The 24,288-nt window shown below is 73.4% G+C and carries 17 protein-coding genes; 3 read left to right on the top strand and 14 right to left on the bottom strand.

Translation table 11 applies throughout. The features are described 5' to 3' along the window. Nucleotides 1-22: 22 nt before the first annotated feature. Nucleotides 23-2,845, top strand: coding sequence for an SUMF1/EgtB/PvdO family nonheme iron enzyme (locus tag WME96_RS09390; protein WP_437289803.1), 2,823 nt, complete (start codon nt 23-25; stop codon nt 2,843-2,845). Here WME96_RS09390 and WME96_RS09385 read toward each other — a convergent pair. The 3 genes from WME96_RS09385 to WME96_RS09375 form a co-directional block, all read right to left on the bottom strand. Further along, nucleotides 2,818-4,224 carry a caspase family protein gene (locus tag WME96_RS09385; RefSeq protein ID WP_437289802.1) on the bottom strand — a complete coding sequence of 469 codons (1,407 nt, stop codon included), beginning with the start codon at nt 4,222-4,224 and terminating at the stop codon, nt 2,818-2,820. The genes WME96_RS09390 and WME96_RS09385 overlap by 28 nt on opposite strands. 733 nt (nt 4,225-4,957) lie before the next feature. Beyond that, entirely contained in the window at nt 4,958-5,554 is a 597-nt protein-coding gene (locus tag WME96_RS09380; RefSeq protein ID WP_437289801.1) for a nitroreductase family protein, read from the bottom strand. 137 nt (nt 5,555-5,691) lie between these two features. Continuing rightward, nucleotides 5,692-6,936 carry a patatin-like phospholipase family protein gene (locus WME96_RS09375; protein WP_437289800.1) on the bottom strand — a complete coding sequence of 415 codons (1,245 nt, stop codon included), beginning with the start codon at nt 6,934-6,936 and terminating at the stop codon, nt 5,692-5,694. A gap of 421 nt (nt 6,937-7,357) precedes the next feature. Between WME96_RS09375 and WME96_RS09370 the strand changes: the two genes are divergently transcribed. Both WME96_RS09370 and WME96_RS09365 read left to right on the top strand, forming a co-directional pair. Continuing rightward, nucleotides 7,358-7,996 carry a TetR/AcrR family transcriptional regulator gene (locus WME96_RS09370; protein WP_437289799.1) on the top strand — a complete coding sequence of 213 codons (639 nt, stop codon included), beginning with the start codon at nt 7,358-7,360 and terminating at the stop codon, nt 7,994-7,996. 219 nt (nt 7,997-8,215) lie between these two features. Then, nucleotides 8,216-10,963: a phosphoenolpyruvate synthase gene (locus tag WME96_RS09365; protein WP_437289798.1), complete on the top strand. Its 2,748-nt coding sequence runs from the start codon at nt 8,216-8,218 to the stop codon at nt 10,961-10,963. A gap of 81 nt (nt 10,964-11,044) precedes the next feature. On the opposite strand, the gene WME96_RS09360 is transcribed toward WME96_RS09365, so the two are convergent. The 11 genes from WME96_RS09360 to WME96_RS09310 form a co-directional block, all read right to left on the bottom strand. Continuing rightward, nucleotides 11,045-11,548, bottom strand: coding sequence for a hypothetical protein (locus tag WME96_RS09360; protein ID WP_437289797.1), 504 nt, complete (start codon nt 11,546-11,548; stop codon nt 11,045-11,047). A gap of 103 nt (nt 11,549-11,651) precedes the next feature. Then, nucleotides 11,652-12,611 carry a hypothetical protein gene (locus tag WME96_RS09355; RefSeq protein ID WP_437289796.1) on the bottom strand — a complete coding sequence of 320 codons (960 nt, stop codon included), beginning with the start codon at nt 12,609-12,611 and terminating at the stop codon, nt 11,652-11,654. Between the two features lie 227 nt (nt 12,612-12,838). Then, on the bottom strand, nt 12,839-13,906 hold the full coding sequence (locus tag WME96_RS09350) for a hypothetical protein (protein ID WP_437289795.1): 1,068 nt from the start codon (nt 13,904-13,906) through the stop codon (nt 12,839-12,841). Further along, nucleotides 13,903-14,616: a hypothetical protein gene (locus tag WME96_RS09345; protein WP_437289794.1), complete on the bottom strand. Its 714-nt coding sequence runs from the start codon at nt 14,614-14,616 to the stop codon at nt 13,903-13,905. Before WME96_RS09345 ends, WME96_RS09350 begins: the two co-directional genes overlap by 4 nt. A gap of 211 nt (nt 14,617-14,827) precedes the next feature. After that, entirely contained in the window at nt 14,828-16,267 is a 1,440-nt protein-coding gene (locus tag WME96_RS09340; RefSeq protein ID WP_437289793.1) for a DUF5050 domain-containing protein, read from the bottom strand. 584 nt (nt 16,268-16,851) lie between these two features. Then, nucleotides 16,852-17,436, bottom strand: coding sequence for a 50S ribosomal protein L11 methyltransferase (locus WME96_RS09335; protein WP_437289792.1), 585 nt, complete (start codon nt 17,434-17,436; stop codon nt 16,852-16,854). Between the two features lie 36 nt (nt 17,437-17,472). Continuing rightward, nucleotides 17,473-18,675, bottom strand: coding sequence for a 5-(carboxyamino)imidazole ribonucleotide synthase (gene purK, locus WME96_RS09330; protein WP_437289791.1), 1,203 nt, complete (start codon nt 18,673-18,675; stop codon nt 17,473-17,475). Between the two features lie 11 nt (nt 18,676-18,686). After that, nucleotides 18,687-19,190 (bottom strand): 5-(carboxyamino)imidazole ribonucleotide mutase, encoded by a 504-nt coding sequence (gene purE / locus WME96_RS09325; RefSeq protein WP_437292294.1) that lies wholly within the window; start codon nt 19,188-19,190, stop codon nt 18,687-18,689. A gap of 136 nt (nt 19,191-19,326) precedes the next feature. Then, nucleotides 19,327-19,614: a TerB family tellurite resistance protein gene (locus WME96_RS09320; RefSeq protein WP_433934876.1), complete on the bottom strand. Its 288-nt coding sequence runs from the start codon at nt 19,612-19,614 to the stop codon at nt 19,327-19,329. A gap of 240 nt (nt 19,615-19,854) precedes the next feature. After that, entirely contained in the window at nt 19,855-21,612 is a 1,758-nt protein-coding gene (locus WME96_RS09315; protein ID WP_437289790.1) for a hypothetical protein, read from the bottom strand. A 30-nt stretch (nt 21,613-21,642) separates the two neighbouring features. Continuing rightward, the gene (locus WME96_RS09310) at nt 21,643-24,261 is read right to left on the bottom strand and encodes a HEAT repeat domain-containing protein (RefSeq protein WP_437289789.1); all 2,619 of its coding nucleotides are present in this window, start codon (nt 24,259-24,261) and stop codon (nt 21,643-21,645) included. Nucleotides 24,262-24,288 lie beyond the last annotated feature (27 nt).

Genomic DNA, 24,288 nt, shown 5'->3' with positions numbered 1-24,288 from the left:
GACAACGACCGCGAGGACGACGTTGACCCCATCGAACGAGCCCACGGACAAGCCCTCGAGCGACGAGCGCGACGAGCGCGACGAGGAGGAGCGCCCGTCCCGCGCCGACGCGACGCGCACGTTCGTCGAGCTGCCCGCGACGGAGCTCATCGCTCGCGATCGCACGGGCCAGGTGGGCCGCAGGGGCGGGCGGGACGGCGATCCCGCGCCGCCGCGCGCCGGGGCGGGCCCGGCCGCCGCGCCGGAGCCGCCGTTCCCGGCGCGCTACCGCGACCTCGGGCTGATCGCGGGCGGGTCGTTCGGCGAGGTGCGGCGCGTGCGCGACACGGTGCTCGATCGCGTCCTCGCGATGAAGGTCCTCCGGGCGCGCTTCACGGGGGCGCCGGAGAGCCGGGCCCGCTTCCTGGCCGAGGCGAAGCTCACCGCCGACCTCCAGCACCCGGGCATCGTCGCGGTCCACGATCTGGGCGAGTTCGAGGACGGGCGGCTCTGGTTCACGATGCGCGAGGTGCGCGGCCGGACGCTCGGCGAGGTCCTCGACGAGCTGCACGCGTCCGCGGGGCCCGACGGCTTCCGGGAGACCGCCTCGGGCTGGACCTTCCGCCGCCTCATCGACGCCTTCGCGCGCCTCGGCCAGGCGGTCGCGTATGCGCACAGCCGCGGCGTCGTGCACCGCGACCTCAAGCCCGAGAACGTGATGGTGGGCGAGTTCGGCGAGGTGCTGGTGATGGACTGGGGCCTCGGGCGCCGCGCCGGCGGCGCGCCCTCCAGCCAGGGCGGCGCGCCCTCCGGCGGCGGCGCGCCCTCCAGCGGCGGCGCGCCCTCCAGCGGCGGCGCGCCCTCCAGCGGCGGCGCGCCCTCCAGCGGCGGCGCGCCCTCCGGCGGCGGCGCGCCCTCCGGCGGCGGCGCGCCCTCCAGCGGCGGCGCGCCCTCCAGCGGCGGCGCGCTCGACGACGCGGCCCCGCAGCTCACGCAGCACGGCGACGTGCTCGGCACGCCCTCGTTCATGCCGCCCGAGCAGGCCCGCGGGCAGCGCGACCTGCACGGCCCCGAGAGCGACGTCTACGCGCTCGGCGCGATCCTCTACGTGCTGCTCGCCGGCCGCATGCCCTACGACGGGGACAGCGCCCTCGCCGTGGTGCGGCAGGTCCTCGCCGGGCCGCCGCCGCCCGTCCTCGAGGTCGCGCGCGTCCCCGTCCCCGCCGAGCTCGCCGCGATCTGCGAGCGCGCGATGCGGCGCGCGATCGCCGATCGGTACCCGGACGCGGGCGCGCTCACCCGCGACGTCGTGACCTGGCTCGACGGCGCCCGCCGTCGCGAGCAGGCGCTCGCCGTGCTCGACCGGGCGCGCGCGATCGGGCCCGGCATCGAGGCCCTCCGCGCCGCCGCCGGGCGCAAGCGCGCCGAGGCGCAGGCGCTGCTCGCCGGCGTCCGGCCCTTCGACCCCGAGGAGCGGAAGCAGCCGTCGTGGGAGCGCGAGGACGAGGCGGCGCACCTCGAGGTGACCGCGGCGCTGCGCGAGGCCGATTGGCTGGAGGCGGTGCACGGCGCCCTCACCGTGGATCCCGAGCTGCCCGAGGCCCACGCCGCGCTCGCCGATCGCTACCGCGAGCGCCTCATCGCCGCCGAGCTCGCGCACCGCGACGCCGACGCGGCGCGCTTCGAGGCGCAGCTCCGCGCCCACGACCGGGGCCGGTACGCGGCGCTGCTCCGCGGCGAGGGCGCGCTCTCGCTGGTCACCGATCCGCCCGGCGCCGAGGTGCGGGTCGAGCGCTTCGCCCTGAAGAACCGCCGCCTCGTGCCCGAGGACCAGGGCCTCCTCGGCGTGACGCCGCTCCGCGCCGCGCCCCTCCTGCGGGGGCGCTACCGGCTGCGGATCCGCGCCCCGGGCCGGGCCGAGGTGATCTACCCGCTGCTCATCGAGCGCGGCGCGCACTGGGACGGCTGCGCGCCGGGCGAGCGCGATCCGACCCCGATCGCGCTGCCGTCCGCGGGGGAGCTCGACCCCGGCGACGTCTACGTGCCCGCGGGCCTCGCCTGGATTGGCGGTGATCCAGGTGCTGCCGACGGCCTGCCGGCGAGGCGGGTCTGGGTCGATGCGTTCGTGATCCGGCGGTTTCCGGTGACGAACACCGAGTACCTCGTCTTCCTCAACGAGCTTGTCGCCGCGGGCCGGGAGGCCGAGGCGATGGCGGCCTGCCCGGGGGCCCAGCTCGGGATGGCGGACCGGGCCGGCGATCGGCGCGCGTTCACCCGGACCGACGGCGGGCGCTTCGCGCTGGCGGTGGACGACTGGGGTTGCCCGCTCGAGCCGGACCAGCCGGTGGTGCTGGTCGACTGGGCCGCGGCCATGGCGTACGCGCGCTGGTACGCCGCGCGCCGGGGCCAGCCGTGGCGGCTGCCCGACGAGGTCGAGCGCGAGAAGGCGGCGCGGGGCGCGGACGGCCGGTTCTTCCCCTGGGGCGACCACGCCGACGCGACCTTCGCCTGCGCGCTCGAGAGCCACGCGGGGCAGCCGGCGCGGGTGCCGGTGGACAGCTATCCCGCCGACGAGAGCCCTTACGGGGTCCGCGGCCTGGCGGGCAACTCGCGGGACTGGTGCGTCAACGTCTGGCGGAGCGAGGGGCCGGCCATCGTCGGCGGCCGCCTGCGCATCGAGGCGGCGGCCGCGGGCGATCCCGAGTACCGGGCCGTCCGCGGCGGGGCGTGGAGCAGCCCGCTCGATCTGAGCCGGTCGGCGGCGCGCTTCGGCAACCGGCCGGACGTCCCGCGGCTCACCATGGGGATCCGGCTGGTGCGGTCGTTCGGCGCGCCCCCTCAGGTCCAGGTCTTTTCGGCCTTGTAGGTGAGGCCCGCCGGCGGCGCGGTGTTGTTCGTCGCCGTGTAGTTGATGCTGCTCGCGCTGACTCCACCGAACAGGTTCGAGCCGGTGGTGTCGTACCAGCGGATGGATCCTGTCCACTTGCTCGACTGAGGGTCGTACGAGAGGCCCCAGTTGAGCCCGAACGTGGGAGCGCCGCTCGTGCCGGCGTAAATGAAGTTGGTCGCCCCCTGCTGCGGCTTGCGATTCCCGATCCAGGGGGTGATCTGTCCCCAGCTCAGGTTGTAGGACCCCGAGGGCAGCGATCCGCCGTCCACCGCCGTGAGCTGGATGCTCTGCGCGTCGCTGGGGACGCTGTTCGATACCCAGTAATACTCGGTCTGTGCCTTGTAACCGGCGGGCGGGTAATTCCCGGTCACGAGCACCTGGGCGAGGACGACGGGATGTGTGGGATCCTGGCTGCGGATCGCCTTCAGCGTGTAGATACGGTGGTTGTTCATGCCGCCGTCGAGCTGCCCGACCTCGCGTCCGGCGTCCGGCGTATGGCTCGTCTTCTCCGGCCGGCTCCCTGTCTGGAGCACGGCGAGGCGCGCGACGCCCGGCTCCCCGACGATCTGCGGTGTGCCCTCGAGATCGAGCGCGTCGAGCACCAGCCGCGTCCGCCTCACGAGCTCGCCGTAGCTCAGCGTGAGGTACACGCAGCCGCCGTCTTCCGCTGCCGTCCACTGCTCGATGACGGCGCCGATCGCCCAGGTGAACGCGCCCTGGGGGCGGCCGCCGAAGGTGGCCTGCTGGGTGACCTCGCCGGGCCTGCAGGCCGCGAGCACGCGCGCGCCGATGCGCAGGTCGTCGTCGCCGAGCCTGCCGGGCGGCGCTGCCCCGACCAGCGTGAGCGGGCGGCGGCCGCGGGCGTCCGGGGCCGCGCCGTTGCCGTGGCAGCAGTCGAGCACCACGGTGAGGTTCTCGGCGTCCTTCAGCAGCGCGCCGAGCTCCTCGAAGGCGATGGCGCGCTCGAAGCCCGGGCCGCTCACGTCGCTCGGGCAGAGCAGCAGCCCCTTCTCCGGGGTGTGCGCGCCGTGTCCCGAGTAGGTCATGAGCCCCGCGCGGCCGCCGGCGACCTTGTCGGCGAGCCAGCCGAGGGCCTCGCGCACGCCCTTCTCGGTCGCCTCGCCGAGGTTCGCCTCGGTCGCGCCGGGCAGGCGGGCGAGGTCGGCGCGCGGGCTCGTGACGACGCGCAGGTTCTCGGGCCGCATGCCCATCCGGACGCACGCGTGCCAGAAGGTGGCGACGTCGTTGACGCTGCCCTCGAGATCGCTGGTCCCCGCGGCGTTTCCCATCGATCGATCGAAGACCCGGTAGTCGTTGACGCCGATGAAGAGAGCGTAGCCTTCGTTATGGAACATGATCTCCTCCGTCGAGCGCGGCCGGGAGCGTCGGCCGGGCAGAACCTGGGGAAAGGCCATCGCATGGCGCGCGGCCGGGGGCCATTTCTCCGGATAACACCGCGACGAGGAGTGGCCGCGCCGCGGTCGAAGGCCAGCCCGCGGGAGCAAACCGACCCGGGTTGGGCTGAGGAAAGGCGGTCGAACCGCCCCCGGGCACCGGTCTCGGTTGCGGGAGGGCGGTCGAACCGCCCCCGCGGTATCGATCTCGACCGTGGAAGGGCGGTCGAACCGCCCCCGGGGCACCGATCTCGCTCGTGGAAGGGCGGTCGAACCGCCCCCGGGGCACCGATCTCGCTCGTGGAAGGGCGGTCGAACCGCCCCCGGGGCATCGATCTCGGGTGGTGCCCTGATGAGGGCAGACGACTCGCCGACCGTGGGCGGAGAGGAAGATGGGGAGGGAGAGATTCACAGGGAGGCGGGGAGGCGGGGAGGCGAGAACCGGGATCTGTGGCGTACCAGGCAGCGGCGCACCGGCGTGTTGAAGTTGACGAGCTTGCCTGTGCTCTCTCTCTTTCTATCTCTCTCCTCCCCGCCTCCCCGCCTCCCTGTGTACTCTCTCTTTCTCTGTCTCCCGCCCAACAAGCCGCTGCTACCGGCGGTGCTGCGCGCCGCGGCAGATCGGCGCCGGGTCCAGCAGCCGGCCGCGGCGCCCCGCCTTCTCGGGCGCCGCTCCCGGGGAGCGGCGCGCCCGTCACCGCCAGGGGCGGAGGCCGCCCGGCTCGAGGACGGAAGCGATGTCCCCGATCGCGAGCAGCGGCCGCGGCGCCGGCGGCTCGTCCCGCACCGGCGTGCCGAGGTGGATCCAGCCGAGCATCTCCTCGTCGTCGCGGAGGCCGAGCGCCTCCGCGAGCGCGCGCCCCTTCGTGAACGGCACGCTCTTCCACACGGCGCCGACGCCGAGCGCGTGCGCCGCGAGGACGATCGCGTACCCGGCGCAGGCCGCCGTCGCGCTCTGCTCCCAGAGCGCGATCTTGCCGGGCTTCGGCGACGCGATGAGCGCCACGACCGTCGGGGATCGGAACGCCTTCGCGCGGACCGATTCGAGCTTCTTCTCCGGCATCCCCGGCGCGTGCTCGGCGGCGCTCGCGGCCAGCGCGTCGCCGAAGCGCGCGCGGCCGTCCCCCTCGACGACGACGAAGCGGAACGGCCGGAGCAAGCCGTGGTCGGGCACCGCGCCGGCGGCCAGCAAGATCCGCTCGAGCTGCTCGGCGGACGGACCGGGCTCGGCGAGCGCCCCAGCGCTGCGGCGGCCGACGACGAGATCCAGGAGGTCCGGGGATTCGTTCATGAGCGCAGCTTAATCGATCGCCCGGGCGACGGGTACGCCCGCGGACGACGAGACGCGGGGAAGCGCTCCGGTGTTGCACGAGGCCTCCTCGCTCTGCCGCTTTTGCAGATGAGAGAACAGCTCTTCCCGGAGGCCCCTCATCGAAACGGCGGAGAGACAGGCGCTATCCCTACCGGCGCCAGCGGGTTCCTCGCCCTCTCGGCGGCCTGCTCTGCGGCGAGCTGCACCGGCATGGCCGTCTCCAGGAAATTGGCCTGCAACGAGCGAGACATCACCCGATACCCGGCCTTGAACAGGATCTCTTTCTCGAGCGGCGACAGGCGGAACTTGAAGATGGGCACAGCCTCCGTGTTGACCTCGATGACCCTGGCCCACTTGAGCAGATCCACGGCCTTCGACGTGTCGGTGAAGTCGTGCGCCTCGATGGCCGTGGAAATGAGGGCATAGGCAGCGCGGGTCACCATCGGGAAGCCGATACTGTGGTATCGATCGCGCAGGATGCGAACCCCGACGGTCAGCGTATCTCTGCGTGACGTTCCGGTGGCGTCAAAGAGGCGAACAGGGAAGTTGCTCAGCAGCCCTCCGTCGACGATATAACTATCTACCCCGTTGTCTCCCATGAGCCGCACTGGACGGAAGACGAAGGGGACGCTGATGCTCATCCTCACCGCCAAGGCGACGTCGAGGTCGTCCGGATCCACCCCGTATTCTTCGGCGTTGATGTCATCGGGCAGGACGAGCATGCGCCCGCGCGTGATGTCGGAGGCGACCAGGTGCACCCTGTACTTGCGAGATGCCTCCGTCTCCCGCTCGCAGCCGGGCATGATCAGATCTCCGAACGTCCTCACACCCTTGGCGCGCAGCTTGCTCCGGATGAACTCCAGGAAGTAGTCGCCCGTGAACATGCCCAGGTGCGCGAACAGGCCGTAGATCATGCTGATCGGCCGCCCGACGACCGGGACCTTGCTGAGCCCGTTGACATCGGCGAACCGCGCGATCTCGGGCCCGGCGATGATGTCGGCGATCTCGTGAGAGCTGTAGCCAGCGCCGAGGAGGGCAGCGACGATGGATCCCGCGGAGGTTCCGGCCAGGTATGCGATGTAGGTATCCTCGAACCTCTGCTCGGTGGCCAGGGCCTCTTCGAGCGCAGCCACCGCGCCAGCCAGCCCGATGCCTCGGACGCCGCCTCCCTCCAGGACCAGGTTCAACCTCCTGGGCGAGGCAGCGAGACGCTCTCGATCGTGGGGCGCAGCCTCGTTCTCGCAGGCATCGGATGCGCTCAACAGGCGTCGCCGGACCCGGCCTCTCGCACCCGCATGCCCGTCGGGCGGCGCCGGGCTCGAAACAGCATCCAGGGTGTCCGACACGTCACGGTTCGTCATGGCTCCACCTTTTCAGGCAAGAGGTGGCCTCTCCGCACGCGAACGCTGCGGGGGTATACCGAGCACGTAAGGCCGGTCGCCGTTGAGCGTCAACGCCGCTCGACGAGGAGCGACAGCGCGTTGACCCTGATTAGCGGTTGTTCAATGGATCTCACCTCTCCGGGTGTCCGCACCAAAAGGCGACCTGGGAGGAGAAAAAGCAAACCGATGTACAGAGTTCATGGCTGAGCCGCGGCGCCAGGGTCGCGCTGAGCTCTGCTGATCGAGCGTACGAAGGGCTGACGCAGCGACGGCGCGCGCCGGGCCCTGACCCGTCGCCCGCGGTCGCCGAGGCGCGCGGGCGGCTCGAACGCGTCCCCTTGACGTCCCTCTTCGCCGGCCTAAAGTAAACGGTACGGTTTCGTTTACTTCTTGGGGAGCCATGGCGACCATCGAGCAGCGCAAGGCGGCGAAGCGGGCGCAGATCCGGGCGGCGGCGCGGCGGTTGTTCCTCGATCGCGGCCTCGGCGCGACGAGCACCGACGCGGTCGCCGCGGAGGCGGGCGTCTCGAAGCGGACGCTCTACGCCCACTACCCGAGCAAGGAGCTGCTCCTGCAGAGCGTCATCGAGGAGATCCTCGCCGGGCCCGGCCAGCGGGGGCTCGCCATGGCCGCTCCGCTGCCCGAGGACGCGCCGGCGTTCCGCGACGCGCTCGCGGGCTTCCTGCGCGCGGTGCTCGCCACCCTGATGCAGCCCGACTACATCGGCCTGGTCCGGGTGGTCGTCGCCGAGATCCCCCGGATGCCCGGGCTCGGGGAGATGCTCCGCGAGACCGTGCCGAAGCGGATCTTGAGCGGCCTCGGGCGGCTGCTCGAGCACGGGCAGACGCGCGGGCTCGTGTCGTTCTCGAGCCTGGACGCGGCGGCGCGCATGGCGATCGGCGGGCTGCTCACGCACGTCCTGATGGAAGGGCTGCTCGTCGGCGACGGCCCGCCGCGCCCCCCGCCCCCGGAGCGCGTCGACGAGATCGTGGAGCTGCTCCTGCAGGCCGGTCGGCCGAGCCTGGCGCAGCAGCGCTGAGAGGAGGCCCAGCGCTCCAGGGAAGGAATCCTGGACGCATGTCGAGTCCGTGGTCGTGCGCGTGTCTCGTTGTCTGCGTGTCTCGTTGTCTGCGTGTCTCGTTGTCTGCGTGTCTCGCTGTCTGCGTGCCTCGTCGCGCGCGGTCCGCGGTGAACTCGGCGCCGGTGATCGGCGTCAGGAAGGGTGGAGGAGATCATGAATGCAGCGCGTTCGCTTCCGATGGAACCCCCCGCGACGCCCCGCTCCGGCCAGCGCGGCGCCGGCTGGACGATCCCCTTCGAGGAGATACGCGCGCGCGACCTGCCGCGCGTCGGCGGCAAGGGGGCCAACCTCGGCGAGCTGGCGAGCGCCGGATTCCCCGTGCCGGCCGGGTTCTGCGTCACGACCGGCGCCTATGCCCGTTTCCTCGAGGCCTTCAAGGACGCCGCCTGGCTCTGGGAGCAGCTCGAGGGCCTCGATCCGCACGACCTGCCGCGCGTCCAGGCGGCGGGCGCGCGCGTGCGCGGGCGGCTGCTCGAGGTCGCGATCCCGGCCGAGATCGAGGCCGCGATCCTCCGCGCCTGGGAGGCGGCGGGCGCCGCGCACGCCTACGCGGTGCGCTCCTCGGCGACCGCCGAGGATCTGCCCGGAGCCTCCTTCGCCGGCCAGCAGGACACCTTCCTGAACGTGCGCGGCCGCGACGCGCTCCTCCAGGCGGTGCGGGCGTGCTGGGCCTCGCTCTTCACCGACCGCGCCATCCTCTACCGGATCCAGGGCGGCTTCTCGCACCGCGCGGTGATGCTCTCGGTCGTGGTCCAGCGCATGGTGATGCCGGACGTCTCCGGCATCCTGTTCACCGCCGACCCGGTGACAGGACATCGCCACCGGATGGCCATCGAGGCGAGCTTCGGGCTCGGCGAGGCGCTCGTCTCCGGCCTGGTCACCCCCGACCGCTACCGGCTCGACAAGCGGCGCCCGGGCGAGGTCGAGATCGTGGTCGCGGACAAGCAGCGCGCGATCCGGCCGCTCCCGGAGGGGGGCACGCGCGAGGAGCCGCTCGAGGGCCCGGCGCGCCGCGCCCGCGCGCTCAGCGACGCGCAGATCCAGGAGCTCTCGCGCCTCGGGGCGGCGATCGAGCGGCACTACGGCGCGCCCCAGGACATCGAGTGGTGCCTCGAGGGCGGCGCGCTCAGCGTCGTCCAGTCGCGGCCCATCACGTCGCTCTACCCGCTCCCGCGGCCGGGGCGCGGCGACGACCGCGACCGGCTGCGCGTCTACGTCTGCTTCAGCCACCTGCAGGTCATGACCGATCCGATGCCCCCGCTGGCCGCGGCGGTGTGGCGGCGCCTGTTCCCCTTCGGCAAGCAGGGCGACCTCGCCGCCCCGAACCCCCACATGGTCGAGGCGGGCGGGCGGCTCTACGTCGACATGACGCCGCTCCTGCTCCACCCGGCGGCGGGCAAGGTGCTGCCGCGGCTCCTGTCGGCCGCCGACGCCCTCGCCGCCCGCATCGTCCGCGAGGTGGCGGCGCGGCCCGAGCTCCGGGCCTCTGCCCGGGATCCCGGGCTCGCGGCCCGCACCAGCGCCGTGCTGCGCTGGGCAGCGCCCATCGTCGGCAGGATGGCCGGCTGGCTGCTGTTCGGTCGCCCCGAGGCGGCGCGCCCCCGGATGGAGGCGCTGATCGACCGCGCGGTCCAGGACGCGGCCAGCCGGCTCGCCGCGGCCCCCGCGGGGCCGGCGCGGCTGCGGTGCGCCTTCGGCGAGGTGCTGGGGGTCGTGCCGCCGCCGCGCTTCCGGCGGGCCGCGCCGATGGTCGGCGCGGGGGCCGTGGCGTTCCTGGCGCTCGGGCGGCTGCTCCGGGAGCAGGCCCAGCCCGGCGACCTCGAGGCGCTAGGACGCGGCCTCGTGGGCAACGTGACGACCGAGATGGACCTCGCCGTCGGGGACCTCGCGGACGTGGCCCGGCCTCATCCGGCGCTGGTCGAGGCGCTGCGCGCGGCGGCCGCCGGGGCGCCGCTCGACGGGCTGCGCGGGCGGGACGGGGGGCCGGAGTTCCTCCGGGCGCTCGAGGGCTTCCTCGCGCGCTACGGGATGCGCGGGCCCGGGGAGATCGACATCCGCCGCGAGCGCTACCGCGACGATCCGCGCCTCATCCTGCACGCCGTGATCGGGAACCTGGCGCACGGCGAGGTCGGCGAGGAGCGGCGGCGCCACGCGCGGCTCGGCGAGCAGGCCGAGGCGGCGGCGGCGCGGCTCGTCGCGGCGGCGCGGCGGGGGCGCTTCGGGGGGGTGCGCGCGCTCGTGGCGGCGCGGCTGATCCGGGTGGCGCGGCACCAGATGGCGCTGCGGGAGCACCCGAAGTTCCTGATGATGCAGCTCTTCGAGCTGGTCCGGCGCGAGGTGATGGCCGCGGGCGAGGAGCTCGCGCGGGCCGGGCGGCTCGACGCCGCGGAGGACGTGTTCTTCCTCGGCGACGAGGAGCTCGTCCGGGGGCTGGAGGATCCCGCGATGGACCTGAGAGGCCCTGTCGCGAGGGCGCGCGCGGAGATGGCGCGGTTCGAGCGGATGGCCCCGCCCAAGGTGATGACGTCCGAGGGCGAGTGCCCGCCGGCAGCGCACGACGCGGCCGGCTTCCCGGCCGGCGCGATCGTGGGGACCGCGGCGTCGGCGGGCGTCGTGGAGGGGCGCGCGCGCGTGGTGCTGGACCCGACGCGCGAGACGCTCCTGCGCGGGGAGATCCTGGTGGCGCCGTTCACGGATCCGGGGTGGACGCCGCTGTTCATCAACGCCGCGGGGCTCGTCATGGAGGTCGGCGGGATGATGACGCACGGGTCGGTCGTGGCCCGCGAGTACGGGATACCGGCGGTGGTGAGCGCGACCGAGGCGACGAAGCGGATCCGGACCGGGCAGCGGGTGCGGGTCAACGGGGAGCTCGGGGTCGTGGAGATCCTCGCGGAGGATCAGGGGCGGGAGGCGGGCGCGTCGTGACACGGCATCATCGCGCCGTTCGTTCCGGGCGAGGCCGATAGCGGCCGTTCTGCCCCGAGCTCGTCCGCGGGCGACGAGGTGTCAGTCCCACCGCCCGGAGAGGACCGCCCTCATCCGGTCGATCCGCAGCGCCCGATCGAGCGCGCGCCCCTCGAAGGCGCTGAGCAGCGCGGGCAGCGCCTGCCGCGCCAGCGCCAGCAGCGCGCGGCGGCGGACCTCGGCGTCGAGCCTGCCCTCGGTGACGATCTGGCTGAAGGCGAGCGCGAGGATCGCCTCGTCCCGCGTGAGCAGGCTGTACTCGTCCTCCTCGCCGAGGGCCTGGACCTCGGCCGCGTCCACGGCGTTCCAGTGGTCATTGCCCACCTCCCAGCGGGCGAGGAGCTCGTCGAGGAGCTCGAGGGGGCTGCCCTTCGGCTGCTCGTCGCGGAAGTCGCGGAACGCGGTGAGGGTCTCGTGCGCTGTCTCGTTGCCGAACGGGGCGGTCTCGTCGGTGAGCGACCAGAAGAACGGGTCGGTCAGGGCAGCGGCCGCCCGGGGGTGGCAGTCGTCGGGCGAGAGATCGGGGAGCTCGGGCGCTTCGGTCATGAGGTGAGGGCTTTCCGTCGGGTGAGGCGCGGGCGCGCAGCGCCGCTACCTTACCGCGCCCGGGCGCGACGTCAGACCGCGGCGCGCACTCCCCTCGTCACTTTCAGTGCCAGTGCCCCTTGTGCTTGTGCTTGTGCTTGTGCTTGTGCTTGCCCTTGTGGAGGATGATGACCCGGCCGTCGTCGTCATCGTCGTCGTGCACCACCACGGTCGGCTTGACGTCGACCCTCACGGCCCACCCGGTGGCCACCAGGATGCCGATCACGGGCGCCCTCGGGCCGACCACGATCACCGAGCCCGGATGGTAGCCGCAGAGGACCACGTGGGTGTGCCCGCCCTCCTTGACCACCACCGTGATCTTGGTCGGGTTGACCTTCACCTTCAGCTTGCCCGTGAAGAAGAGCCGATCGGGCCCGGGCGCGAGCACGATGACGTCCGGCCCCGACGGCGTGTGGACGGCCAGCTTGATCTCGCGCTCGCCGATCGGGACGGGCTTGAGGTTGAGATCCAGCACGTACACGCGCATCTCGCCCGAGTCCTTGTCGGCGACGATCTCCACGATGTCGTCTCCGACCGGCTGGAGCACGCCCCCGTTCGGGCCCTTCATCCCATCGAGCTTGTGCGCCTCGTTCTCCTTGGCGCTCTCCTGGAGCTCCCGGGTCCCGCCGCGCGGAACGTGCAGCACCCCCTTGAACGGCTCGCCCTTGACCTTGAACTCGTAGTTCACCTCGGTCAGGTCGTCCTCGAGCGGCGGGATCTTGGCGAGCAGGACTCCGCCCGATTTCGGCTCGGGCACGAGCTCCGCCGTCACGGGGGCGCCTTCCTTGCCGGGCACCTTCACCGTGACGTTGCCCGACACGCCCTCCTCGATGGGCTTGCCGTCGCGGTCCTTCACGAGCGCCGTCACCCGCCCGTCCTGCGCCACGGTCACGACGACCGAGCCGGGCTCGTGCTGCTCCGTCAGCGCCCAGTTGTCCTCGATGCTCTCCGCCGTGATCTGCGGCGACTTGCTGCAGGCAGGCGAGACGAGCGCGGTGGAGGCGACCGCGAGCGCGACGAGCATGGATCGGAGACATCCCTGGATTCGCATACATCCCTCTTTGGCAGAGCCTTGAAGCCTCATGGCGAGCGTTCGGGCCACGGGGTCAACTCACGGCGTCCGGCCGAGCCGGCCGCCATCGTAACAGAGCGGCCGCGGCGCGGGGTCGGCCGCGTGCGCGCTCGCGGCGCCGCGGCGCCGCGGCGCCCGTCACCTGTCCTGATGTGTTCACGACCGACATGCTGTGCGCCTCATACCTGCTTGCGGGTCACAGACCAGATGAAGCCGTCGTACCAGAAGTGCATCAGGGCGACGGTCTGCGTGATCGACCACAGCGCCCGGTCGTCCGCCGGCGCGAGCTCCGCCCAGACGCCGTAAGCCAGGACGCCGACGAGGAACACGGCCGCGGCGAGCGGCTTGCCGGCCCGGCGCGCGTCGAGACGCAGCCGGCGGCGGAGGCGGCCGCCCTCCGACCACCAGACGAGCGCCAGGTACTGCACGGCGTGGAACAGGTTCATGATGAAGAAGGCCTGTCCCCAGGGGTTGAACCCCCACGTATAGATGGAGCAGAGCCCCGTGCTCACGAACAGCCACACCTTGGGGAACGACACCCGGTAGCCCTGCCGGTGCATCGCGCGGTAAGCGAGCGCGTAATAGAGCAGGAACAAGGTGCCTGCCGCGATGACGGCCCAGGTGATGGCGCGGTGGTTCGACTCCATCAGCGCCGGGACGGCGGTGAAGAAGGCGGCGTGCACGTCGTCGAAGGCGTCGAAGCTCTGGAAGTGGAGGAGCATCGTCGCGCCGGCCAGGACCGGGCCGGCATAGAGGAGCAGGTTGAGCCAGAGGTCCAGCTTGCGGCCGAGCGCCGGCGCGTTCCCCGCGCGCGCGTCGTAGATGCGCCCGAGCCCGAACGTCTGGAGCGCCGAGTGGTAGACGTCCCAGAACACCACGAGGACCGACACGATGGCGACGGCCCACAGGGAGAGCATCATCGCGGCGAACACGGCGACCGGCGCCACGACGAAGCGGAGCCGGTACTGCCGGAAGATGTCGGCGTTGCCGTGGCTCCGGAGCAGCACCGCGGCGAGGTGGCCGTGGATGAGCGTGCCGATGAAGAGCCCCGCCCACGTGACCTTCTCCCCGTGGAGCCTGAACCTCGAGTCGGTGAACGGCGTCCCGGCGATCAGGGCGCCGACGGCGAGCGCGACGATCGGCGGAAGCAGGAAGAAGGCCCAGTCGTACGAGGGGCTGACGATGTACGCCGCCCTGCCCGCCGCGGCGAGGAGCCCAGGGGGCGCCGTCTCGGCCCGCGCGCTCATGCGGAGCGCTCGACCGCCGCGGGCCGCGGCTCCGGAGCTGCTGGCGAGAAGCCGATCGTCCAACCCTGCGCACCGAGATGGTCGACGAGCGAGAGCAGGAAGAGATTCACGCCGAGCATCTCCATCGACTCCTCGACGAAATCGATGAGCCCGTACACGAGGTTGTCGCTCCCGGCCTGCTCGGTCCAGTACCCGAGCGGCAGCTCGAGGACGAGCGCGCCGGTGACATAGATGCCGCCCGCGAGGAGGAAGCGATTGCGGGTGCCCCGCGGCAGGTGCGCGAGGAACCGGAGGTACGCGAGCGCGAACACGGCCACCACCACGGCCGCCGGGATCACCCAGCTGAAATAGAGGACCCCGCCCAGCTCGATCCAGGAGCTCGCCGCCTCGTGGATCTCGACGACCTCGTCGAGCGAGATGTAGAGAAACGCCGCACAGAGCCCCCACCAGTGCTTCACGAACCCACCCGCACGGCGCGCGCCGGCGGCGATGACCGCCAGGGTGAGCGAGCAGGCGAGGAGCAGCGACGATGTGTACCACGTGGGCACATTCTGCTCGTAGCTCAGCGAGAGCAGCGGGACGACGCCGCTGCGGTTGTCCAGATGCAAGATGGGCTGGAGCACCTCGACGGCGAGCCCGGCGCCCGCGACCACCGCCAGCGCGGCGAACAGCGCGCTCCGCAGCCTGGCTCGCGCGAGGGTGATCTGCATCGAACATGAACAGATACGCGAGGACGTCTCACGCCGTCAATGCGCCCAGCCCCCGGGCCGCGCGGCGCGCCCTGGCGAGCGACCTCAGGAGAGCTCGCGATGCGGTCTCCGAGGCCGCCCGGGGGCGGAATGCGGTGAGAACGAACAGGCACCGTTGGTCGCGTTCACCCCTGCGGTCGCGCGCTCGCGGCCGCGGACGGGGCGCGGGCGCTCAAGGAGCCTTGTAGAACGCGACCTCGCCCTGGTAGCGGTAATCGCCGGCGTTGGACCACAACAGGCCCTCACCTTCGGGTGCAAGGACGCGCCAGGGGACGGGCTGGCCGAACGCGAGCACGACGGTCCTGTTGGTCTGGAGATCGTGCGCATTGATGCTGCGGTTCCCGCCGGTGTCCGTCGAGAACAGCGTCGAGCCCCGGAGGGAGAGCCCCGCCATCGTGACCCCCTGGTAGACCAGGGTCTTCTGCCCTCCGGCGATGGGCGCCTTGAACACGCCGCCGTCGCCGGCATTGGCCCAGTAGACGAACTCCGCGTCCACCGCGATCCCGGTCGGCTCGGCCTCGCCCTCGGCGATGACGGTCACGTCCCCGCCCGCCTTCGCCACCTTGTAGACCTTGTTGGTCGCTGCGCCGCCGGTCCAGTAGATGTTCTCTGCGTCCTGCGCGAGGTGCGCGGCCCTCCCGGCCTCGGGCGCGAGGACGACGGGCTCGCCGCCGTCGAGCGGCATCGTATAGATGCTCTCTCCGAAGCCGTCGCCGAAGTAGAGGGCCGACGCGTCGCCGATGAGGCTCAAGGGGTAGCCGATCTCGACCAGCGTCTCCACCTCCAGGCTCGCCTTGTCGATGCGCCGGATCGCCGCGGGGATCACCGGATCATCGTCGCCGCCGCTCACGTAGTACACGTGGGAGTCGTTGACCCACAGCGCCTTGGGATCGGGATCGGCGGGGATGATCGCCTCCGCCTCGGTGGCGTCCGACTTCGCGCGGAAGACATAGCCGTCGTTGTTGTCCCCGGTCGCGGCGTCCTCGGTGCCGCCGCTCGCGAAGTAGAGGAAGGACCCGTCGGCGGCCAGCGCGCTCGGGTAGCGGTGCTCGCTCGCCAGGAGGGTCGGCAAGATCATCCCGGGGTAGACGCTGGAGAGACGGTCGGTCTCCGTGACGACGCTCTCCCTGGAGACGTCGTGTCGCGCGAGCGGCGCGAACTCGTCCGAGCCCTCCTGTGCGGTGAAGCCATGGGCGCCGAGGACGGTGTTCTCGCCGAGCTCCGCCTTGAGCTGGACGGTGATCGGCAGCGTGAGCGTGATCGGCTTGGCGAACGTCAGGCCCTCCGGGCCGAGGATGTACATGGGCCCCACCGCGCCCTCGGGGGCGTCGTCCACGCGCTCGATGGTGATCTCCGTCTCTTCGCTCACCGCGCCCGGCGGCACCTCGATCGAGAAGCCGTCCTCCGCGGTGAAGGTCCCACCCTGCGCGTCGACCGAGAACTCGCCGGACTTCGACGGCGCGCCGGTCCCCGACGGCTCGCCGCCGCCGCCCGTCCCTCCGCCGCCCGTGCCGCCGTCGCTCGCGCCGCCGCCCTTGTCCGAACCCCCGCACGACGCGCTGCCCAGCGCAGCCGCGGCACACGCCACCATCACCAAGAAGGATCGTTTCATCGTCTTGCTTCTCCGCGGGCGGTCATCGCCGCCCTGTCATCGCAGACCATGGATTGTGTTGAGCTCGCTCGAGGCGAGGCCGCGACGTCTCCGTCGCGCGCAGACGATAGCGAAGCACCAGATTCGCTATCGGCAAGGTCGAGACTGGCCGCAAGATCGAGCCAGATCACGTGAGGACACACACCCTTGCTCACCAGGGTTGCCCCAGGTGTGCAGTTGCACCGTCACGCGACGGCGGCTCATGAATCGTCGCTACAGGCCTCGGCGCCGCGCGCGGAGCGCTCCTGCGGGAAGTCGCGGTGGCGCGCCGCTCGTAGGCCTTACCCTCACCGGGGTTTACGCCTGTTTCCCGTACGATCGATACGGCTGCACCTGACACGACCTCAGGTGGAGCAAGGGATTGTCTACTGGCCTGACACGCACCAAGGCATTACACGCCACAGCGATACCCAGAGAAGACGAACCACAGAGGGCACAGAGGGCACAGAGGGGAGAGAGTTTTTGTTGTTCCTCTGTGCCCTCTGTGCCCTCTGTGGTTCAAATCTCTTCATTCATGGGTGTTTCAGCGGACCGGCGCTCCTGGGTCAGGCGGCCGCGCGCCACACGAGCGTGCGCCACGTGTCGCGCTCGAAGACCTCCGGCCTGCGCCCGCCGAGGAGCGGCGCATAGCGCGCGACGATCTCCGGGACGTCGGTGGACACGAGCCCCGAGAGGATCAACGTCCCCGGCGGGGCCAGCCGATCCACGATCAGGGGGGCCAGCGCCGTGAGCACATCGCGAAGGATGTTGGCCACGACGATGTCGAACACCCCGTCCGGCCACGTCGTGGCGAAGCTCACGTGAGCTTCCACCGCGCTCCGCCGCGCGTTGTCCGCCGCGATCGCGACCGCGGCGGCGTCGATGTCGATCCCGATCGCCTCGCCGCCGAGCTTCGCGGCGCCGATCGAGAGGATCCCCGTGCCGCTCCCGACGTCGAGGAGGCGGAAGCCGCCGCGCGGCGCGAACGACGCGAGCGCCTGGAGGCACATCCGCGTGCTCTCGTGCCGACCGTCGCCGAAAGCGTGGCCTGGACCGAGGACGATGGTGCGCTCGTCGACCTCCGCGTCCCACGGGCCGGTCACCACGCGAAAGCGAGGCGGCACGTCGACGACGGTGGGACGGCCGCTCATGCGCTGCAGGACGCCTGCCACCGCGCGTCGCGGCCCTCAGCGCCCGGAGAGCGGCAGCCCGGCTTGCGAGAGGCGGGCCATCGCGAGCTTCGCGGCGACGAGCGCCTCCTCCGGCGTGCGGCCGGTGGCCGAGAGGTGGCCCATCTTGCGGCCAGGGCGCGCGACCCGCTTGCCGTAGAGGTGGAGCCGGACGCCGGGGATCTCCAGCGCGGCCTCGAAGGCCGGCGTCGCGCCGCCCTCCCAGGCGTCGCCGAGCAGGTTGACGATCGCCGCCGGGCGGACGATCTCGACCGAGCCGAGCGGGAGGTCGCACACGGCGCGCACCGCCTGCTCGAACTGGCTCGTCGCGCAGGCGACCTCGGACGCGTGGTAGCTGTTGTGGGGGCGCGGGGCGAGCTCGTTGATGAGCAGGCGGCCGTCCTTGAGGAGGAAGAGCTCGACCACGAGCAGGCCCTCCACGCGCAGGCCGACCGCGAGATCGAGCGCGATCTGCACCGCCTGCCCCGTCACCGAGGCCGAGAGCGGGCCCGGCAGCAGCGACCAGTCGAGGATCTGGTTCTGGTGGTGGTTCAACGCCGGCGGGTAGACCGCCAGCTTGCCGCTTGGGCTCCGCGCGACGAGGACCGACAGCTCGGCCTCGAGATCGAGCGCCTGCTCGACCACGCAGCGCTGGCCGCCCAGCGACGCGAAGAGCGCCGCGGCCTCGCGCCCGGCGTCGCCGGCGCCGCCCTCGCTCTTCCCCATGTCGCCCGCGCCCCCGGAGAGCCGGAGCTGCCCCCGGCCGTCGTACCCGCCGACGCACGACTTCACGAAGCACGCCCCGCCCATCGCGCGCGTCGCCTCGAGGAGCTGCTCGCTCGTCGCGACCTCGCGGAACGGGCCCACCGGGAAGCCGTTGCGCGACAGCCAGCTCTTCTGGACGCCGCGGTCCTGCACCATGGCCAGCACGTCGGCCGACGGGCGCACCGGCGCGAACCGCGCGGCGGCCGCGAGGCCGTCCGTGGCGATCTTCTCGATCTCGAGGGTCACGACGTCGCACTGCGACGCGAGCTCGGCCGCCTGCGCGACGTCGTCGAACGACGCGACGATGCAGCGATCGAGCACCGAGCGGGCCGGGCAGTCCGGGTCGGGGTCGAGGGCGTGGACCTTGTACCCGAGGGTGCGGGCGGCGAGCGCCGTCATGCGGCCGAGCTGGCCGCCGCCGAGGATTCCGAGGGTGGAGCCGGGAGCGATGGGCATTGCTGGAGGACCTATACGAGGATCGCGTCGCGGAGCACCGCCGCTTCCTGCGCGCTGCGGAAGGCGGCGAGGCGCTCGCGGAGCTCGGGGTGTTTGCCGGACAGGACCGCCGCCGCGAACAGGGCTGCGTTCGCCGCGCCGGGCTTGCCGATCGCCATCGTGGCGACGGGGACGCCCTTCGGCATCTGGACGATCGAGAGCAGCGCGTCCATCCCGTTCAGCGCCGTGGCGGGGATGGGCACGCCGATGACCGGCAGCACCGTCTTCGCCGCGACCATGCCGGGCAGGTGGGCTGCGCCGCCCGCGGCCGCGATGATCACCTCGATCCCGCGGTCAGCGGCCGTGGTCGCGTACTCGAACATCCGGTCGGGCGTGCGGTGCGCCGAGACGACGCGCACCTCGTGCGGGATGCCGAGCTGCATGAGCAGCTCGCTCGTCACCGCGAGGTGCTCGTAGTCGCTCTTGCCGCCCATGATCACGCCGACCCACGGCTTCTCGGTCGAGCTCGCTCCCATCTCCGTCGGGGCCCGGCCCTCGCCGGCCCCTCCCTGCGCCATCGTGCTCATCGTCCTCTACCAGTCTCTTGCGTCACCCGGTCAGTCACCGCGTCGCGTCTTGATTCATCCAGCCGTCGAGCGCACCGCGCCCGGGTCAGCGCGTGAGCTGCTCGAGCAGGCTCAGGCTCTCGCGCTCCTCCTCGCCGACCTCGCCGTCGGACGAGATCATCTCGCGCGCGGCGGCCAGGAAGAGCTGCCGGTGCGCGCGGGGGATCTTCATCGGATCCAGGTCGTCGGCCGTCGGCGGCACCTCGAGCCAGCCGCGCACCTCCTTGGCCTCCTCCTCGTCGAGCTGGAGCCGCAGGATCATCTTGCGCACGAACTCGCGCTCCTGCTCGCGCACCTGGAGGTCGGCCCAGGCGAACGAACAGATGAACCGCATCAGCTGGAGGCGTTCTTGGCGAGAGAGCTTGTCGAGCATGGGAGGGGACTCTAGCCCGGATCAGCCGGCGTTTTGTGTGGAAATTTGCGCGGAAACGAGCGCCGCTCGGCGTAAGGAGATTCCCGGCGCTCCCCGCGCTTGCGCACCTCGCCCCTCTCGCCCCTCCCGCGCTTCCAGCATCTCCCGCGCGTACGGCGCGCCTCGCATCCCATCCAATCCAATCCATCCCGCGCGCGGGGCTCAGCGGTACGGGCCGGCGACGCGCGGGCCGCGCAGGAGCGCCGCCAGGTGGAGCTGCGCGCCGAGCAGGTCGCGCAGGGTCGCGGGGTCCTCGAGCGGCGCCGGCACCGTGACCACGATCGCGTGCGGGGCGATGCGGAGCGCGCGCGCGCGGGCCCGCAGGCGCTTGACCGCCTCGCGCACCCCAGGCGAGGCCGCGCGCAGCAGCTCGGGGTCGTCGTGATCGAGCGCGGCGTCGAGCGGCGGGTCGAGCACCAGCGTGATCTCGGAGCACTCGGGGTGCGGGCCGCGCTCGAAGCACGTGTCGATGTGGAACGTGGCGCCGTCGAGCTGCGCGTCGCGGATGCGCATGCGGCCCACCTCGAAGCGGCCGTGGAGCTCGGCCGCGAACCGCTCCCACGCCGGGCGCATCCCCGCCATCGGCGTGGGCGGCGGGATGCGGCCGGACGCGGCGTTGATCTCGGCCGCCAGCGCGGCCAGGTGCTCGAGGAACGCGCCGAGCCAGGGCTGGTCGTGGCCCGGCGTGCGGGACCGGACCGCCGCGCGCTCGTCGTCGAGCCGGACGTCGTCGAAGGCGAGCAGCGCCCGGCGCAGCGGCCCCGCGATGACGGCGCGGACCTGGCCCGGGTCGCGCCCGCGCACGCGGTAACGGCGGCCGAAGCCCTCCTCGTCCTCGGACGAGAGCGCGAGCAGGAACCGCTTCACGCCGACGTCCAGGTCGAGCCCCCACGACGGCCAGCGCAGCTCGCCCACGAGCGCGCCGCTCGACGAGGAGCCCGCGTCGATCCACACGGACGCCGCGCAGCCGGAGAGCGCGCCCGAGAGGCGCAGCTCCAGCGGGTCGAGCGAGAGCCCGTGGCGCGCGCCGACCGCCTCCCAGACCGCGCGCCACCTCCCCGAGCCGATCTGCCGGCGCATCGCGCCGAGGCCGGGCGGCCGATCGAAGACGCCGAGGACGAGCGGGGTCGTGTGGACGATGCCGCCCCCGCGCGCGAGCTCGACGCGCACCTCGAGCCCCCAGACGAGCGCGACCCAGCCGGCGTCGAACGAGGGCGCGACCGATCGGGGGATCCGGAACCGGAACGGCAGCTCGCGCCCCTCGTCGCGGCTGTCCGCGCGGCGGAAGGCGGTGAAGCGGTGCGCCTCGGTCGCGCGGTTCGACGCGGCGGGGTCGGCGCTCAGGAGGCGCTCGACGCCGACCAGCGAGATCTCGATCCCGCGCACGCCGCGCCCCTGCACGTTGCCGAGCGCCACCGCCCCGGAGATCTCGTCGCCCGGCGCGAAGACCTGGTCGTCGAGCGAGACCTCGATGAAGGGGCTGTCGCCGCGCGCCGTGGTCCCCGCGGTCGGCGCCCGGGCCGGGCGCGTCACGGGGCGCGGCGTGACGAGCACCTCGTACGACTCCTGGACGTCGAGCCACCACGGGATCGCGATGGTGAGCGTGATGCCGTAGCGGATCTCGGCGCGCGTGCCGAGGTACGAGCAGGGCGCGTCGGCGGGGAGCGGGAAGCTCGCGCGGTAGCGCTGCTCGCCGTCCGGGAGCGTCGTCTCCCCGGAGACGCGGGCGACGAGCGAGAGGAAGTGGGGGGGCACGAGCACGCGCTCCTCGACGCGGGCGACCTGCATGCCCTCCAGGTGGAGCTCGATCGAGTCGACCGGCGTCCTGCCGCGGCTGCGGATCACGAGCTCGACCAGGATGACGTCGCCCGGGTGGACGGTCCTGGACATCCGGAGCTCGACGTCGGGGCGGCTGCGCATGGCGAACGGCTCAGCGCGGCGGGCGCGGGCTCACTTCACGAGCGGCGCCGGGACGGCGAGGCGGATCGGCCCGCGGGGCGCGCCGCGCTCGAAGAGCTCGCCGCGGCGGTCGGCGACGCCGAGGCGCATGAGGCCGTCCGCGCGCACGAGCGCGAACGGGGCGCGCGGGGCCGGCGCGTCGCGGGCGACGCCGTCGCGGCCGGCGTCGAAGGGGACGACGAAGACAACGACGTCCTCGGCGCCGGAGGCGGGCGCGCGGGGCGGGACGGCGCGCGCGCAGCGCACGGCCACGGTGGCGTTCCTGTCCTCGCTGGCGCAGCGGGCGAGCGCGCGCCGGTCGTCGTCGGCGCCGCCCTGCGCGAGGTGGTCGGCGGCGGCGAGGCGCACCGCCTCGGCGGGGTCGCGCGCGAGCAGGTCGCGGGCCGCGGCGCCGTCGCAGCGCGCCCGGGCGACGGTGAGGCCCGCGAGCGCGTTGGCGCGCACGTACGGGCGCGCGTCGGAGAGCGCCCCGCAGAGCGCCGCGGCCGCGCGGGCGGGCTGGCCGGCGCGGGCGGCGATGCGGCCGATCGCGCCGGCCGCGTTGCCCGCGACGGCGGCGTCGGGGTCCTCGAGGAGGGGCGGGAGCAGCGGCAGCGCGTCGCCCTCGCCCACGGCGCCCAGCGACCAGATCGCGTTGGCGCGGACGCCCGGATCCGCGTCGCCCGCGAGCTTGCGGAGGGCTGCGGCGGCGCCGGCGTGCGCGGCGTGGCCCGCGAGCGACTCGGCGATCTTGCGGCGGTCGTCGATGGGCGCGGCCGCGGCCATCCCGGCGAGCGCGGCGCCCGCGGCCTGCCCGGGCATGCGGCCGAGCCCCTCGATCAGCGCGTCGCGCGCGGCGTCCGGGGCGCTGGCGATCGCCGCCGCGACGTCCTGCACGAGGCCCTTGTCGCGCCCGTCCTTCGCGTCGTCCGCCACGCGGGAGAGCGCGCCCGAGAGGGCGATGCCGAGCGCGCCGCGGTCCTGCTCGGCGGCGACGGTGAGGCGCTCGAGCAGCGCGCGCGCGCTCCCCGGGCCGGCGACGCGGGAGAGCGAGACCGCCGCCCGGAGGCGCACGTCGGCGGACTCGTCGTCGAGCGCCTCGAGCAGCGCGGCGTCGACGGACGCGCCGAGCTTGCCGGCGGCGCGCGCGGCCCCGAGCGCCTCGATGACCGCGAGGCGGAGCGGCGCGGAGCGCGCCTTCGCGAGCGGCAGCAGCACCTCCTGCGCGCGCGGCGAGCCGGTGCGCCCGAGGAGCTGGACGAGGGCGAGCTTCTCGTCGGGCGGCGTGGCCGGGTCGACCAGCAGGGCGCGCGCGGGGTCGACCGCGCGCCCGTCGGGCCGCGCTGGATCGAGCAGCGCGGTCGCGGCGCGGATCGCCTCGCGGCGGACCGAGGGGTCGACATCGCCGAGCAGCTCGAGCACGCTGGGCAGCGCCGCGGGGTCGCCGAGCGCCCCGAGGGCGCGGAGCCCGTGCCGGAGCGGGACGACGCCGCGCTGCATGCCGCGGACGATCGCGGGGAGCCCTCCGGTGGCCTTGAGCTCCCCGAGCACGAGGGCGGCGCCCGCCGCGGTGTTCGCCGACGGCGCGGCCGCGAGCGCGGCGATGAGCGCCGGGACGGTCGCGCTCTGCTTCCCGGCGCTGACCAGCGCGTCGCGCACCGCCGATCGCGGCGCCGCGGGGTCGTCCTTCGCGAGCGCCGCGAGCAGCACCCTCACCGCGGCGTCGGAGCCGATGCGGCCGAGCGCGCGGAGCGCCGCCTCCCGCACGTCGTTGCTCGAGGTGCCGCTGTCGGCCGGGCGCGCCCCGGGGAACGCGCCCAGGGCCCCCGGCGACGCCGCGACGACATCGGCGATCGCGGACGTCGCGTCGTCCGAGCGCAGCCGGCCGAGCGCGGTCACCGCCTCGACACGGACGTCCTGGGACGCGTCCTGCAGCGCCAGGATGAGCGCGCTGACCGCCCGCGCGTCGCCGAGCTCCCCGAGCGCTCGCGCCGTGGCCTTGCGGACCTCCGGGACCGAGTCCTGCACCTTGCCGATGAGCGGCACGACCGCGCGCGTGTCCCCGATGCGGCCGAGCGCGCGCGCGACCTCCGCGCGCACCTCCGGCGCGGTGTCGTCGAGGTGGCCGAGCAGCGGCGAGACAGCGTCCGGGAGCCCCGCTGCGCCCATCGCGGCCGCCGCGGCGAGGCGGACGTGCGGATCGGGATCGCCGAGCACCCGCCCAAGCGCCACGACGGAGCGATCCGTGGGCGCCGCGCGGATCACGTCGCAGGCCGCGAGCCGCAGGCGCGCGTCGCCCTCGCCGAGCCACTCGATCACGAGGTCCCCCGCGCGCGGCATCCGGAAGCGCACGGCCGCCCCGGCGAGGTGCAGCCGCACCTCGACGTCCGGGTCGCTCATGCCCTTCTGGATGAGCTGGATCGCCGTCTCCGGGGCGAGCTCCCCGACGCGGGTCGCGGCGAGCCGGCGCTCCGACACGTCGCCGGACGTGAGCGCCCGCGCGATCTGCTCCGGCACGTTGGGCCAGAGGAACGCGGCCGCGTCGCCGGGCGGCGCGAGCGCGGCGGCCGAGGCGGCGACGACGACGAGGACCTGCGGGAGGCGGCGCAGCGGCGAGACGGAACGGCGCACTCGAGGAGCGTAGTACAGCGGGCGCGG

The organism is Sorangium sp. So ce406, assembly GCF_051474675.1.
Classification (GTDB): Bacteria; Myxococcota_A; Polyangia; order Polyangiales; family Polyangiaceae; genus Sorangium; species Sorangium cellulosum_G.
This window is presented reverse-complemented; position numbering and strand designations above follow the sequence as displayed.

Coding starts and splice junctions, on each gene's coding strand:
- WME96_RS09385 (WP_437289802.1), bottom strand. CDS start 4,224: ATGTTCCATAACGAAGGCTACGCTCTCTTCATCGGCGTCAACGACTAC.
- WME96_RS09380 (WP_437289801.1), bottom strand. CDS start 5,554: ATGAACGAATCCCCGGACCTCCTGGATCTCGTCGTCGGCCGCCGCAGC.
- WME96_RS09375 (WP_437289800.1), bottom strand. CDS start 6,936: ATGACGAACCGTGACGTGTCGGACACCCTGGATGCTGTTTCGAGCCCG.
- WME96_RS09370 (WP_437289799.1), top strand. CDS start 7,358: ATGGCGACCATCGAGCAGCGCAAGGCGGCGAAGCGGGCGCAGATCCGG.
- WME96_RS09365 (WP_437289798.1), top strand. CDS start 8,216: ATGGAACCCCCCGCGACGCCCCGCTCCGGCCAGCGCGGCGCCGGCTGG.
- WME96_RS09360 (WP_437289797.1), bottom strand. CDS start 11,548: ATGACCGAAGCGCCCGAGCTCCCCGATCTCTCGCCCGACGACTGCCAC.
- WME96_RS09355 (WP_437289796.1), bottom strand. CDS start 12,611: ATGCTCGTCGCGCTCGCGGTCGCCTCCACCGCGCTCGTCTCGCCTGCC.
- WME96_RS09350 (WP_437289795.1), bottom strand. CDS start 13,906: ATGAGCGCGCGGGCCGAGACGGCGCCCCCTGGGCTCCTCGCCGCGGCG.
- WME96_RS09345 (WP_437289794.1), bottom strand. CDS start 14,616: ATGCAGATCACCCTCGCGCGAGCCAGGCTGCGGAGCGCGCTGTTCGCC.
- WME96_RS09340 (WP_437289793.1), bottom strand. CDS start 16,267: ATGAAACGATCCTTCTTGGTGATGGTGGCGTGTGCCGCGGCTGCGCTG.
- WME96_RS09335 (WP_437289792.1), bottom strand. CDS start 17,436: ATGAGCGGCCGTCCCACCGTCGTCGACGTGCCGCCTCGCTTTCGCGTG.
- purK (WP_437289791.1), bottom strand. CDS start 18,675: ATGCCCATCGCTCCCGGCTCCACCCTCGGAATCCTCGGCGGCGGCCAG.
- purE (WP_437292294.1), bottom strand. CDS start 19,190: ATGGGAGCGAGCTCGACCGAGAAGCCGTGGGTCGGCGTGATCATGGGC.
- WME96_RS09320 (WP_433934876.1), bottom strand. CDS start 19,614: ATGCGGTTCATCTGTTCGTTCGCCTGGGCCGACCTCCAGGTGCGCGAG.
- WME96_RS09315 (WP_437289790.1), bottom strand. CDS start 21,612: ATGCGCAGCCGCCCCGACGTCGAGCTCCGGATGTCCAGGACCGTCCAC.